This is a genomic window from Flagellimonas profundi (assembly GCF_017313275.1).
GTDB lineage: Bacteria > Bacteroidota > Bacteroidia > Flavobacteriales > Flavobacteriaceae > Flagellimonas > Flagellimonas profundi.
This window is the reverse complement of record NZ_JAFLNM010000002.1, coordinates 544,364-557,228: the sequence shown is the minus strand read 5'-3', so window position 1 is coordinate 557,228 and position 12,865 is coordinate 544,364. Positions and strand designations below refer to the sequence as shown.

Below are 12,865 nucleotides of genomic sequence, written 5' to 3'. Positions count from 1 at the left end.
TCGTCTCTATAAGTGAAAAGCAACCTGATCCAACTGAATGGCAAGCAAAACCGATAACCGTAACAATCTGGCCAACTTCTTTAATGAGGAGTACGGATCGCTGCGCTCCTACGTGAAGTCCAAGATCAGGGATACATCGGAGCGTGAAGCTGAGGACATTGTACAGGATGTTGCTTTACGGATGTTTTCCCGATCGGACGATGCTCTGCCCATAACCAATGTGGGCGGCTTTGTGTACAATGCCATACGGAACAGGATCATAGATATTATGCGTGGCAAAAAAGAAAGAAAACTGCCCAGCGAGGATATTGATCAACAATGGCGGGAATTTGCGGAATTATTTTATGGTGATGCGGACAACCGATATTCCCCAGAAATGGAGCAAGCCGTTAAAAATGCCGTTGAAGATTTAAAACCGGCATACAGGGACATCATCATTGCCATAGATTTTGAAGGATACAATTACAAACAAATAGCAGAAAAAACCGGAATACCGGCAGGAACCCTGATGTCCCGAAGACATCGTGCCATGTCGGAATTATCAAAAACATTGGAGAATTTAAAAGAACTGAGTTATGGAACATAAAAAAGAATTTGAGAAGGCTGTAGAAAAGAAGGTGGAAAATACCGTAAAAAAAGTGGTTAAAGTTATTGCCATGGTCATACTGGGCGTACTGATATTCCTGTTGGCCAACTACTTGTTGATGAGGCTTTGGAACTGGCTCATGCCCGACCTTTTTGGTGTGGGAACGGTTACCTATTGGCAGGCCCTTGGAATTTTCATCCTTGCTAAACTATTATTTGGCTTTGGAGGAGGTGGCGGTGGAAAAAGCAAGGGAGGCTCAAGTCACAAAAAGAAAATTAAATCCTCCAATAAATGTACGCCCTGGAGAAGGGATTTTGATGAGTGGAAACACTATGACCAATTTTGGAAAGAGGAGGGCGAAGAAGCCTTTAAAGCATATGTTGAAAAAATCAAAAACGAGAATCATGATAAAGCAAAAGAAGAATAGCCATAAAAAGAAATACGTACCACGATTCAGTCCTTTTTTTTGGCGATTGGGCAAAATTGATGCCGACACCGAGAACAAGGATCCCCAACTTAGCCCCGTGTTGGTAAATGGAAAGGAATCCATTTAAACAAAAAATCAATCCTTCGTTAAAAAAATGTAAAACCATGGAAACTTTTTTTGTTTTTAAAGTTTCCATGTATACATTTGGCCCCTCATTATGAAGGAAAGTATTATACAAAAAGCATCTGAAATGTTTTTGAACCTAGGGTTCAAGAGCGTTACCATGGACGATCTTGCCAATGAAATGGGGATATCCAAAAAAACGATTTACACCTATTTCAAAAACAAAAGTGATTTGGTCGAACAAACAACCATGACCATGTCCGAATTTATCACATGCGGTATCAACGATATCATTTCGTTGGAAAAGAACCCTATTGAAGAACTCTACGAGATTAAAAAATTCGTCATGGTCCATATGAAAGATGAAAAATCCTCACCATTGTACCAGCTACAAAAATATTACCCCAAAATATTCAAGTCCCTTATGGAAATACAGTTTGAGTGCACCAATAAATGTGTCTCGGAAAATGTAAAGAGGGGCATGGAAATGGAGATATACAGGGACAATCTCAATGTTGAATTTGTATCCCGAATTTATTTTACCGGGGTTATGGCCATTAAAAACAACAAACTTTTCCCCACCGATATTTTTAGTCAACCGCAATTGTTGGACAACTATTTGGAATATCACCTAAGAGGCATTGTTACGCCAAAAGGAAGAAAAATACTCAACTCAATCATCAATTCAAATCAAGAATAAATGCGAAAAACGTTAATCAGTCTACTGCTCATACTTCCCTGGATGGCATCTGCACAAGATACCATACCCAGCTTTAGCTTGGACCAGGCAATATCCTATGCATTGGAACACAATTACAGCGCTATCAATGCCTCGAGAGACATTATAGATGCACAAAAACAAAAATGGGAAACCATTGCAGATGGACTTCCTCAAATTTCCGGGGCAGTGAGTTATCAAAATCAATTAAAGCAACCCGTTGCCCAGATTCCTGCGGAATTTTTTGGCGGGGAACCTGGAACATACCAAGAAGTTGTTTTTGGACAAGCACAATCCATGTCGGCAACAGCGACATTGACACAACAAATTTTTGATGGCTCCTACATTGTTGGGGTGCAAGCAACCAAAACCTTTTTGGAATATAGTCAAAACAACAAGGAAAAAACCGAACTGGATGTTCGAAAAGCCGTTGTAGAGGCTTATGGCAACGTACTACTGGCCCGGGAGAGCGTATTGATCTCGGAGAGGAACAAGGCTACACTTGAAGAAAATCTTTATGAAACCAAGCGCATTTACGAAAACGGACTGGGTGACGAAGAAAGTGTGGACCAATTGCAGATAACCCTATCCACGGTGGACAACCAACTTAAAAATGCCCGTCGCATGGAGGAAATCACCTTACAAATGTTGAACCTTGTTCTAGGGCTTCCCATTGAAAGCCCAACTGTGCTTACGGAAAACTTGGACGACCTTACCCAAAGCAAAATTGATTTGGGATTGATTGATTCCGAATTCAACATAGAAAACAATGTGGACTACAAAATGGCCGCGAACCTCAACCAACAACGGGCATTGGAGTTAAAATTGGCCAAAAGCTATGCTTTGCCCACATTGAACGCCTTTGTCAATTATGGAGGGAATTCCTTTAGCGACAATTTCAACTTTTTAAATAGCGGCCAACAATGGTTTGGCTCATCTATTTTAGGGATAGACCTTAATATTCCGATTTTTAGTTCCTTAAAAAGAAGTGCCAGTACCCAACGGGCCAAGATTGCTTTGGAAAAAGCAAAAACCCAATTTACAGAAGCACAGGCACAGATCCGCCTTCAATTGGAAAGTGCCAAAAGTGATTATATCCTGGCCATAGAACAGTATGGTACCTACAAGGACAATTTGGAGCTTGCGGAGCGCATCGAAAAGAAAAATCAAATTAAATATTCCGAAGGTTTGGCAACCAGTTTTGAGCTGAGGCAGGCCCAGACCCAATTATATACCAGTCAACAAGAGTATTTGCAATCCATGGTCGATGTCATCAACAAAAAGACCGAGCTGGAAAACATTTTAAATCAATAAACAAGAGAAAACCATTCCATCATGAGAAAAGCAATATATATAACACTAACAGCAGCGGTTCTGGCATCATGTGGGGACAAAAGCGGCAAATCTGTGGAAAAAGTAATGGCCAGCAAGGATGTTGAGGCCATTCGTGCCAAGCACGCAGAGATTTCCTCGGAAAAGAAAGCTCTGGAAATGCAGTTAAAATCCTTGGATTCCGCCATTGCCCTTTTAGACGATAGGGCCAAGCTTCCACTAGTGACCACCATAGAGGTTCATCCACAAAAGTTCGACCACTACTTAGAACTTCAAGGAGATGTGATGACCAAGCAAAATGTGCTGATTTACCCTGAAATGTCAGGGACCCTTAATAGGGTATATGTAAAAGAGGGACAAAAAGTATCCAAGGGACAATTATTGGCCACCATTGATGATGGCGGTCTATCCAGCCAATTGGCACAGCTTAGAACACAAGCAGAATTGAGCAAGACCACTTTTGAGCGTCAAAAAAGACTTTGGGAACAAAATATTGGTTCAGAAATACAGTACCTACAGGCCAAAACCAATTACGAAGCACAACAAAGTGCCGTAAAACAAATGGAAAGTCAAGTAGGAAAAAGTAGTATTCGGGCTCCATTTGCCGGAATTATAGATGATGTAATCAAAGATGAAGGTACTGTTGTAAGCCCTGGTCCAGGTGCTGAGGTATTCCGGATCGTAAACCTTTCCAACATGTATATTGAAGTGGAAGTGCCCGAGAGTCATTTGCCCAACGTAACTGCTGGAAAAGACGTAAAAGTTTACTTTCCAGTGCTAGGTGATAGTGTCGCAACCAAAATTAGACAGACCGGTAATTTTATTAATCCAAGCAACCGATCTTTTACAGCGGAGATTCCTGTTCCCAGCCACGAAGGTAAAATAAAGCCCAATCTTACGGCAAGGGTCATGATCAACGATTATACCAGTGAAAACGCCATTCTTATCCCTCAAAGTATTCTATCCGAAAACGCAGAGGGTGAACAGTACGTTTTCCTTGTCGAAGCAGATTCCGTTCAAAATGATCCAGTGGCCAAAAAAGTGGTCATACAAACAGGAAAAACCCAAGGGGACTATGTAGAAGTGCTTTCCGGAATCAACGAAGGGGACGCCATTATAGATGAAGGTGCCAGAAGCGTAAAAGAAGGACAGAAAGTCAATATAAAAAATAGCTAGGACAGCCAAAGCAAGAACAAATTATGAGCAAACAAAAGAAAAGTGTAGATAAGGAGTTTCGGTTGTCCTCCTGGGCCATCGATAACCAGACCACCATGTACGTGCTGATTTTGGTTATCTTAATTCTTGGTGGCATGGCCTATTTTAGTATGCCGAGGGAAAGCTTTCCAGAGGTAAAAGAAACCAAGATATATATTAGTTCCATCTATCCGGGAAATACGGCGGAGGATATTGAAAAACTGATTACCGACCCCTTGGAGGATGAACTCAAGACCGTGAGCAATCTGGTAGAGATCACCTCCAACTCCCAAGAAGATTATTCCATGATCATTGTGGAGTTCGATGAAAATATTTCGGTGGAAGCCGCTTTACAAAAAGTAAAGGACGAAGTGGACTCCAAAACAGCTGGTGAAGACTGGCCCACCTTTAACGGAGCCAAAGTGGAGCCCAATGTTTTCGATTTGAGTCTGTCCGAGGAAATGCCCATACTCAACATTAATATTTCCGGGGATTATCCTATTGAGAAGCTGAAAGAATATGGTGAATACCTCGAAGATGAAATAGAGGGCCTTTCAGAAATCAAACAAGTAGATATCCGTGGAGCCCAAGAAAAAGAAGTTGAAGTTGCCGTGGATATTTATAAAATGATGGCCGCCAAAGTCAGTTTTAATGATATCATAAGTAGTATCAGCAACGAAAACTTGACAACTTCGGCTGGAAACCTTGTTGCCAGTGGGCAACGAAGAACCATCAGAATTGTTGGGGAAATAGATGAACCTCAAGAACTTGAAAATTTTGTGGTGAAATCGGAAAATGGAAATCCTATTTACCTTAAAGATTTGGCCAAGGTCACTTTTAAGGAAGAGGATAAAACAACGTACGCCAGAGAGTTCGGAGAACCCGTGGTAATGCTGGATGTGAAGAAACGTTCCGGTAAAAACATGGTGGCCGCCGTAGATCAAATCAAAGTGATCGTTGATGATGCCATTGAAAATGAATTTCCACAGGACCTTAAGGTTACCATTGCCAATGATCAATCTTCCAAAACCATTGGTCAAGTGGATGATTTGGTGAACAACATCATCTTCGGAATCATATTAGTGGTAACGGTATTGATGTTCTTTTTAGGGTTTAAAAATGCCTTGTTCGTTGGATTTGCGATCCCCATGTCCATGTTCATGTCCCTCATGATATTGAATGCCATGGGGTACACCATGAACACCATGATTCTTTTTGGACTGATCATGGGATTGGGTATGTTGGTGGATAACGGTATTGTGGTCGTAGAGAACATTTACAGACTCATGGACGAGGAAAAGATGCCACGAATCGAAGCGGCCAAAAAAGGTATTGGAGAAATCGCTTTCCCGATTATCATCTCCACATTGACCACTGTTGCAGCATTTGTGCCGCTAGGTCTTTGGCCGGGTATTATGGGGCAGTTTATGAAGTATTTCCCCATAACACTTTCCGTGGTTTTGGGCTCCTCGCTTTTTGTGGCCATCTTCTTCAACTCGGTTCTGGTATCGCGATATATGACCACCGAAGACAAGGAAATGCCTTTAAAACAAATCATTCGCATCACTTCCATTATCTCGGCAATAGGTATCCTCATCATTATTTTTGGTGGTGAATACCGAGCCTTGGGAAGCGTAATGGTGGTAACCGCCATCTTACTATGGATTTATCGCCTGTTCCTGAGAAACTGGGCCAGCATTTTTCAAAACAGCATATTGCCCCGATGGGAGAGCTTTTACGAGAAAACTTTGCGATATGCCTTGGCTGGACGAAAACCCATTTTTATTGCGATCACCACTTTTATTTTATTATTGATTGCCTTTGTTGGGTTCGGCGCATCGGTAGGAAGCCAGAGAACCAAAGTGGAGTTCTTTCCAGATAACAAGCCCAACCAGATCATTGTATATATCGAATACCCGGAAGGCACCGATATTGAAAAAACCAATAAAATTACCAAGGATATTGAGGGAAAGGTCTATGACATCATCAACTCTGAGGCCTACATGCACGGGGATTACAATTTTATGACGGAAAGTGCTGTCTCACAAGTTGGAGAAGGTGCCGGTAATCCACAAACGGACGGTGGTTCGAGTGCCGAAATGCCGAACAGGGGTAAAATTACCGCTACGCTTCGTGAGTTTAAATATCGTGAGGGTGCGGACAGTCAGGAATTGCTGAGAAAGGTCCAAGAAGCCCTAAAGGATGTTTATCCAGGCGTTGCCATTTCCGTGGAGAAGGATGCCGTTGGCCCTCCTGTAGGATATCCCATCAACATCGAATTGGAAGGGGAAGATTATACAGAGTTGATAGCCACCGCCGAAGGAATGCGAAACTTTATTAATTCGCGCAACATTCCAGGAATCGATGAACTTAAAATAGATGTGAACAAATCAAAACCCTCCCTACTGGTCGACGTAGATCGTAAAAAGGCCGGTGAGCTTGGTATAGCCACAGGTCAAGTAGGGCAACAATTGCGAAGTTCCATTTTCGGCTCCAAGGCAGGTATTTACAAAGAAGGTGGTGAGGATTATGACATTTACGTGAGGTTTAACGAGGACGACCGATACAACAAAAGTGCTTTGTTCAACCAACGCATTACGTTTAGGGATCCTTCCAGTGGCCAAATCAAGGAGGTTCCGATTTCCGCTGTGACCAAACAAACAAGCAGCACAGGATTCAGCGCCATAAAGCACCGCGATGTAAAACGTGTGGTCACGGTGTATTCTGCATTGGCTTCAGGCTATACGGATGCCGGTGCCATTGTGGGCAAGATTCAGGAAGAGATGAATGATTTTGAAAATCTTCCGGACAACATCAAAATTGATTACACTGGACAAATCGAGGAGCAGAACAAGCAAATGGCCTTTTTGATGGGCGCCTTTTTCACAGGTCTCGGCCTTATCTTTTTTATACTGATATTCCAATTCAACTCCATTAGTAAACCAGGAATTATAATGCTTGCTATTTTCCTGAGTTTGATAGGTGTTTTCGGTGGAATTGTTGCCACAGGTAGTGCCTTTGTAATCATGATGACCATGATGGGGATTATTTCGTTGGCGGGAATTGTGGTGAACAATGGTGTGGTACTTTTGGACTACACACAACTGTTGATTGATCGAAGGAAAGTGAAATTGGATTTGGAAGAGGACGAATTGTTGGAGCCGGATGACTTTATGGAGGCTGTTGTAAAAGGTGGAAAGGCGAGATTACGTCCTGTGTTGCTTACGGCAATAACCACCATTCTAGGTTTGATTCCATTGGCCACAGGGTTCAATATCAACTTTTTTACATTGATGAGCGACTTTGACCCGAATATCTATTTTGGTGGTGACAACGTAATTTTCTGGGGACCTTTGGCATGGACGGTTATCTACGGATTGCTGGTAGCCACCTTCTTAACATTGGTGGTTGTACCCATACTATTTAGTTTGGTGTATAAATTAAAACTAAGGATTCGAAAAAGAAAATTAGAAAGACAGGAGCGCAAGCAAGAAAGGATAGAGCCTGTTTCGGTATAGTCTTTATGAAACGCTCAACAAAAAAAGCCCCGACCAAATGGTCGGGGCTTTTTCTTAAACATTGATTTTAACTATTGGTTTACCGTAACGGCATCGCCTTGGCTCCAATTTTTTACTTCTACAATACGGTTATCCGTAAAGTCCACTTCGCTTAGTTCATCATTCTTCCAAAAGAACCATTTACCGCTCTTTTGTCCGTTTTCGTATTGGCCAGTGGCAATTTTTTTACCTTCGACATTGAACATGACCCAATCTCCATGCAACTTTCCGTTCAACATATAACCTGTTTGGGCAATTTCGCCATTGTCGTGAAAATAAGTGGCTTTCACCATATTTCCCATTTTTTCAAAGGTCGGTTCGGTATCTTGTGCAGATACGCCAACCACAAACATCACCGCCAAAAATAATACTGCTTTTTTCATATGATATGGGATTTTAATATTGTTATTACCTAATGATAACGTAACAAAGTTACTTAAATTTTACGTTAATCACACATTTACGTAACATTTAGTTTACATTAAATTAACTTTAAATTGTCAAATACTTGTATTACAAATAGTTAAATATTATATAAATCTTCCAATTTTGGGTTTTAACATCGATTTTTAGGCTTTTATCTGCTATAAAATCTCTAAAATGTATCCAAAATGTTAACTTAACGTTATCCGAAAGTCTTAGATTCATCAGTTTCTTACTGTTTAAAATCCCAGTAAGCAGAAAAAAAGCATATCTCCTAAAAATTACCCACATTCCTATTAAATTTGCGCTCTTATAATTAACATCATGTACAGAAGCAATACTTGCGGTGCTTTAAGGGCATCGGACATAGGTTCAGAAGTTATTTTAAGTGGATGGGTACACAAAGTACGCGACAAAGGTTTTGTAGCCTGGGTCGACCTACGCGACCGCTATGGTATTACTCAATTGGTATTTGACCAAGAACGAACTTCCAAAGACCTTTTGGAAAAAGCCCGTGAATTGGGTCGTGAAACCGTTATCCAAGCAAAAGGTGAAGTGATAGAACGCGCTTCAAAAAACCCAAATATTCCAACAGGGGAAATTGAGGTGCTGGTAACAGAGCTTACCGTCCTGAACAATTCCTTACTTCCTCCTTTCACCATTGAAGATGAGACCGATGGTGGTGAGGATATTAGAATGAAGTTCCGATACTTGGACATTCGAAGGAATCCTGTCAAAAACAAACTTATCTTCAGGCATAAAGTTACCATGGAGGTCAGAAAATACCTGTCCGACCAAGGTTTTATTGATATTGAGACACCTTATTTGATTAAATCCACACCCGAGGGAGCTAGGGATTTTTTGGTGCCAAGTCGTATGAACGAGGGGCAATTCTACGCCCTACCCCAATCTCCACAGACTTTTAAACAATTGTTGATGGTCGGTGGAATGGACAAGTATTTCCAAATTGTGAAATGTTTTAGGGATGAGGACCTTCGTGCCGACCGCCAACCCGAGTTTACTCAAATTGACTGCGAAATGGCGTTTGTTGAGCAAGAAGACATTTTGAATACTTTTGAAGGTTTGACAAAACATCTTTTGAAAGAGATAAAAGGTGTAGAGGTGGACGAATTCCCACGTATGACCTACGATGATGCCATGCGACTTTATGGTAACGATAAACCCGATATCCGATTTGGAATGCAGTTCGGTGAACTGAACAAAGTGGCACAACACAAAGATTTCAATGTATTCAATTCCGCAGAATTGGTGGTTGGGATTGCCGTTCCGGGAGCTGCTTCCTATACCCGAAAAGAAATAGACAAATTGGTGGATTGGGTAAAACGTCCACAAGTCGGTGCCAAGGGAATGGTTTATGTAAAGTGTAATGAGGACGGTACCTACAAATCTTCCGTGGACAAATTCTACGACCAAGAAGATCTGGCAAAATGGGCCGAGGTAACAGGAGCCAAAACCGGAGATCTTATTTGTGTGCTTTCTGGAAACACCAACGAAACCCGTGCTCAATTAAGTGCATTGCGTATGGAATTGGCCACCCGTTTGGGCCTCAGAAAACCCGATGAATTCGCACCATTATGGGTAGTGGACTTCCCATTGTTGGAATTGGACGAGGAAACAGGTGCTTACCACGCTATGCACCATCCGTTCACCTCGCCAAAACCAGGACAGTTGGAATTGTTGGACACAAAGCCCGCCGAAGTAAAGGCCAATGCCTACGATTTGGTGTTGAACGGAAATGAAATCGGCGGAGGTTCTATCAGGATTTATGATAAAGAGACCCAAGCGACCATGTTCAAACATTTGGGCTTTACCCCTGAAGAGGCGAAGGCACAATTTGGATTTTTAATGGATGCCTTCCAATACGGGGCTCCACCCCATGGCGGTATTGCGTTTGGCCTGGACAGATTGGTAGCTATTTTGGGAGGACAGGAAACAATTCGAGATTTTATTGCTTTTCCTAAAAACAATAGCGGACGCGATGTTATGATCGATGCCCCTGCCCATATTGATGACGAACAGCTAAAAGAACTCCATTTAAAATTGGACCTATAATCTATTGAAATCCCGCGATAAAGCGGGATTTTTTAATACTTTTAGTAGTATTATAGACTTCGATGCCCTACAGCACTAAAAAACTGTTTACCCGTTTTCTCAAATGGCGATATAGAAATATCTCCAACAGGACTTTTATTCAAATAATGAGTCTAATCGTAGGGTTTTTGGCTGGTTCGGTGGCCGTTACCTTAAAAAACTCTACCTATTTTATCGAATCCCTATTAAAAAAAGGAATCGTTTTTTCGGAGAACCAACTGTATTTTATACTACCAACAATAGGGCTTACCCTAATCTATCTGTATGTGAAATTTGTTCACAAAGAACCACTGCAGCACGCTGTCTCCTCAATTATATTCTCTCTTTCCAAAAAAAGAGGGTTGCTCCGCCTAAAGGACATCTACACCCCTTTGATCACCGCTCCGCTCACGGTGGGTTTTGGTGGTTCAGTGGGTTTGTTGGGACCGGCCGTCAAATCAGGTTCGGCAGTCAGCTCCAACCTAAGTCGTTTGTTCCATATCGATGCAAAGACCAGAACCCTTTTGGTGGCCTGTGCCTCTGCTGGGGCTATTGCTTCAATTTTTCAGTCCCCCATTGCCGCCATCATATTTGCTGTGGAGATTTTTACATTGGACCTGACCATGATGTCCATGCTGCCCTTACTTTTAGCATCGATTTCAGGGGTGTTGACATCCTATTTCTTTCTGGGAAATGAAATCCTCTTCAGTTTTTCCCTTTCCGAAGGATTTAAACTGAAGGATACCGCTTTTTATATTTTGTTGGGCGTGGGTACAGGGTTCGCTTCCATATATTTTACCAAAATGTATTTCGCCATACTCTCTCTTTTCAAAAAATTGAAAAGTCCAAAGTATAAGCTATTGGTAGGTGGAATTGCCATAGGAGTAATGCTCTATGCAATCCCCCCTCTCTACGGTGAAGGTTTCGGTTTTATAAACAATTTGTTGGATGGCGACCATTTAAAAGCACTTGGCACTACTCCTTTTGATGATTACACCCATAATATCTGGGTGGTTATTGCCCTTTTGTTCGGAATTACCATTTTCAAGGCAATTGCAATGACAACGACCATTGGTGCCGGAGGTGCGGGTGGAGTGTTTATTCCAACCATGGTTATGGGAAGCGCGCTTGGAAATGTAGTGGCCAAAGTAATCAACAACCTAGGCTTGGGATTCTCTGTTTCCGAAAGTAATTTTACCCTTATAGGAATGGCAGGTTTGATCGCAGGGGTAATCCATGCTCCACTGACCGCCATTTTCTTGATTGCGGAAATAACAGGGGGTTATCAACTCTTTGTCCCTTTGATGATTACAGCAGCAATTTCCTATTTGATTACCAAAAACGCATTGGACTACACCATTTACACTAAGGAACTGGCCAAAATCGGAGCGCTTTTATCACATAACAAAGACCAAATGGTGCTAGGACTAATGGAAATGGACGATGTGATAGAAAAAAATTTCAGGCCCGTACTTCCACAAATGACCTTGGGAGAAATGCTGCATCAATCCGTATCCAAATCCAAAAGAAACCTTTTTCCCGTTTTGGATGATGATAAAAAATTAATCGGAATTATAGTCCTCGACGATATTAGGCCTATGATGTTCGATACCGATCTGTACGACACTGTTTTTGTTGAAAATTTGATGCATGCGCCGCCAGAGGTTATCTTTTACGAAACGGACAACATGAAACAGGTGATGAAAAAATTTCAAGATAGTGGCGCTTGGAACCTGCCCGTCATCAAAAACGGTAAATATGAGGGCTTCATCTCCAAATCAAAAATGTTGACTGCCTATCGTAGAAAATTGATTAATTATTCCCAATGAAAATAAAACTGAAACATATCATTTTCCTCATCATGCTGGCATCGCTAGGTGCTATTTTTTACGGGCTGTCTTTGGATGAAGAACATCCGGATGCACCAAAATACATTGGAGGTGGTACCGTTGGGCTATTTTTGGTGGCCATGCCTCTTTTTCTTTGGAAAGAGAGTAAGGTAAAAAACATGAAAGATTACATGCTCACCCATGAAAATATTAAGAAAATGCAAGAAAAAGAACGCAAAAACCCTGAAAATCAATAATTTTCATAAGATTTAAAGTTCTTTTCATACAATCACCCACAAAATAAACTACTTTCGTATTTTAACATTTTATTTATTTTTTAATGACTGGTACAGTAAAATTTTTTAATGAGTCCAAAGGTTATGGGTTCATTACGAACGACGACACAGGAAAAGACATCTTTGTTCATGTTACGGCATTGAACGGAGTGGAATTGAACGAAGGCGACAAAGTAGAATACATCGAAGAAGAAGGAAGAAAAGGAGTGGTTGCTGCACAAGTGCAAGTAATCGGATAATAATATTTTATTTTGATTTTGATTTAAAACCTCGGCAAAGCCGGGGTTTT

12 protein-coding genes are annotated in these 12,865 nt (G+C 41.4%); 11 read left to right on the top strand and 1 reads right to left on the bottom strand.

Annotated elements, in window-relative coordinates:
• Positions 1-37 precede the first annotated feature (37 nt).
• The 7 genes from J0654_RS11475 (at position 38) to J0654_RS11445 (ending at position 7,898) form a co-directional block, all read left to right on the top strand.
• Positions 38-586, top strand: coding sequence for an RNA polymerase sigma factor (locus J0654_RS11475; protein ID WP_207029082.1), 549 nt, complete (start codon positions 38-40; stop codon positions 584-586).
• On the top strand, positions 576-1,013 hold the full coding sequence (locus tag J0654_RS11470) for a hypothetical protein (protein WP_207029080.1): 438 nt from the start codon (positions 576-578) through the stop codon (positions 1,011-1,013). Before J0654_RS11475 ends, J0654_RS11470 begins: the two co-directional genes overlap by 11 nt.
• Positions 991-1,140: a hypothetical protein gene (locus J0654_RS11465; protein WP_207029078.1), complete on the top strand. Its 150-nt coding sequence runs from the start codon at positions 991-993 to the stop codon at positions 1,138-1,140. The genes J0654_RS11470 and J0654_RS11465 overlap by 23 nt, the downstream gene beginning before the upstream one ends.
• A gap of 90 nt (positions 1,141-1,230) precedes the next feature.
• Positions 1,231-1,836 carry a TetR/AcrR family transcriptional regulator gene (locus J0654_RS11460; RefSeq protein ID WP_207029076.1) on the top strand — a complete coding sequence of 202 codons (606 nt, stop codon included), beginning with the start codon at positions 1,231-1,233 and terminating at the stop codon, positions 1,834-1,836.
• Entirely contained in the window at positions 1,837-3,168 is a 1,332-nt protein-coding gene (locus tag J0654_RS11455) for a TolC family protein (RefSeq protein WP_207029074.1), read from the top strand.
• Between the two features lie 21 nt (positions 3,169-3,189).
• Positions 3,190-4,362, top strand: coding sequence for an efflux RND transporter periplasmic adaptor subunit (locus J0654_RS11450; protein WP_207029073.1), 1,173 nt, complete (start codon positions 3,190-3,192; stop codon positions 4,360-4,362).
• Positions 4,363-4,385: 23 nt separating this feature from the next.
• Positions 4,386-7,898 (top strand): efflux RND transporter permease subunit, encoded by a 3,513-nt coding sequence (locus tag J0654_RS11445; RefSeq protein WP_207029071.1) that lies wholly within the window; start codon positions 4,386-4,388, stop codon positions 7,896-7,898.
• A gap of 71 nt (positions 7,899-7,969) precedes the next feature.
• Here J0654_RS11445 and J0654_RS11440 read toward each other — a convergent pair whose 3' ends face one another.
• Positions 7,970-8,320 (bottom strand): toxin-antitoxin system YwqK family antitoxin, encoded by a 351-nt coding sequence (locus J0654_RS11440; RefSeq protein ID WP_207029069.1) that lies wholly within the window; start codon positions 8,318-8,320, stop codon positions 7,970-7,972.
• Between the two features lie 364 nt (positions 8,321-8,684).
• Here J0654_RS11440 and aspS point away from each other — a divergent pair, with 364 nt between their 5' ends.
• The 4 genes from aspS (at position 8,685) to J0654_RS11420 (ending at position 12,815) form a co-directional block, all read left to right on the top strand.
• The gene (aspS, locus tag J0654_RS11435; protein WP_207029067.1) at positions 8,685-10,433 is read left to right on the top strand and encodes an aspartate--tRNA ligase; all 1,749 of its coding nucleotides are present in this window, start codon (positions 8,685-8,687) and stop codon (positions 10,431-10,433) included.
• Between the two features lie 62 nt (positions 10,434-10,495).
• Positions 10,496-12,280, top strand: a complete 1,785-nt coding sequence (locus J0654_RS11430; protein WP_207029065.1) for a chloride channel protein — start codon at positions 10,496-10,498, stop codon at positions 12,278-12,280.
• On the top strand, positions 12,277-12,537 hold the full coding sequence (locus tag J0654_RS11425) for a hypothetical protein (protein ID WP_207029063.1): 261 nt from the start codon (positions 12,277-12,279) through the stop codon (positions 12,535-12,537). Before J0654_RS11430 ends, J0654_RS11425 begins: the two co-directional genes overlap by 4 nt.
• Positions 12,538-12,620: 83 nt before the next feature.
• Positions 12,621-12,815 (top strand): cold-shock protein, encoded by a 195-nt coding sequence (locus J0654_RS11420; RefSeq protein WP_163624136.1) that lies wholly within the window; start codon positions 12,621-12,623, stop codon positions 12,813-12,815.
• Positions 12,816-12,865: the final 50 nt, after the last annotated feature.

Excerpts from the sequence above, each read along its gene's own strand:
- J0654_RS11450 (WP_207029073.1), top strand. The coding sequence starts at position 3,190 with ATGAGAAAAGCAATATATATAACACTAACAGCAGCGGTTCTGGCATCA.
- J0654_RS11425 (WP_207029063.1), top strand. The coding sequence starts at position 12,277 with ATGAAAATAAAACTGAAACATATCATTTTCCTCATCATGCTGGCATCG.
- aspS (WP_207029067.1), top strand. The coding sequence starts at position 8,685 with ATGTACAGAAGCAATACTTGCGGTGCTTTAAGGGCATCGGACATAGGT.
- J0654_RS11475 (WP_207029082.1), top strand. The coding sequence starts at position 38 with ATGGCAAGCAAAACCGATAACCGTAACAATCTGGCCAACTTCTTTAAT.
- J0654_RS11465 (WP_207029078.1), top strand. The coding sequence starts at position 991 with ATGATAAAGCAAAAGAAGAATAGCCATAAAAAGAAATACGTACCACGA.
- J0654_RS11460 (WP_207029076.1), top strand. The coding sequence starts at position 1,231 with ATGAAGGAAAGTATTATACAAAAAGCATCTGAAATGTTTTTGAACCTA.
- J0654_RS11420 (WP_163624136.1), top strand. The coding sequence starts at position 12,621 with ATGACTGGTACAGTAAAATTTTTTAATGAGTCCAAAGGTTATGGGTTC.
- J0654_RS11445 (WP_207029071.1), top strand. The coding sequence starts at position 4,386 with ATGAGCAAACAAAAGAAAAGTGTAGATAAGGAGTTTCGGTTGTCCTCC.
- J0654_RS11455 (WP_207029074.1), top strand. The coding sequence starts at position 1,837 with ATGCGAAAAACGTTAATCAGTCTACTGCTCATACTTCCCTGGATGGCA.
- J0654_RS11440 (WP_207029069.1), bottom strand. The coding sequence starts at position 8,320 with ATGAAAAAAGCAGTATTATTTTTGGCGGTGATGTTTGTGGTTGGCGTA.
- J0654_RS11430 (WP_207029065.1), top strand. The coding sequence starts at position 10,496 with ATGCCCTACAGCACTAAAAAACTGTTTACCCGTTTTCTCAAATGGCGA.
- J0654_RS11470 (WP_207029080.1), top strand. The coding sequence starts at position 576 with ATGGAACATAAAAAAGAATTTGAGAAGGCTGTAGAAAAGAAGGTGGAA.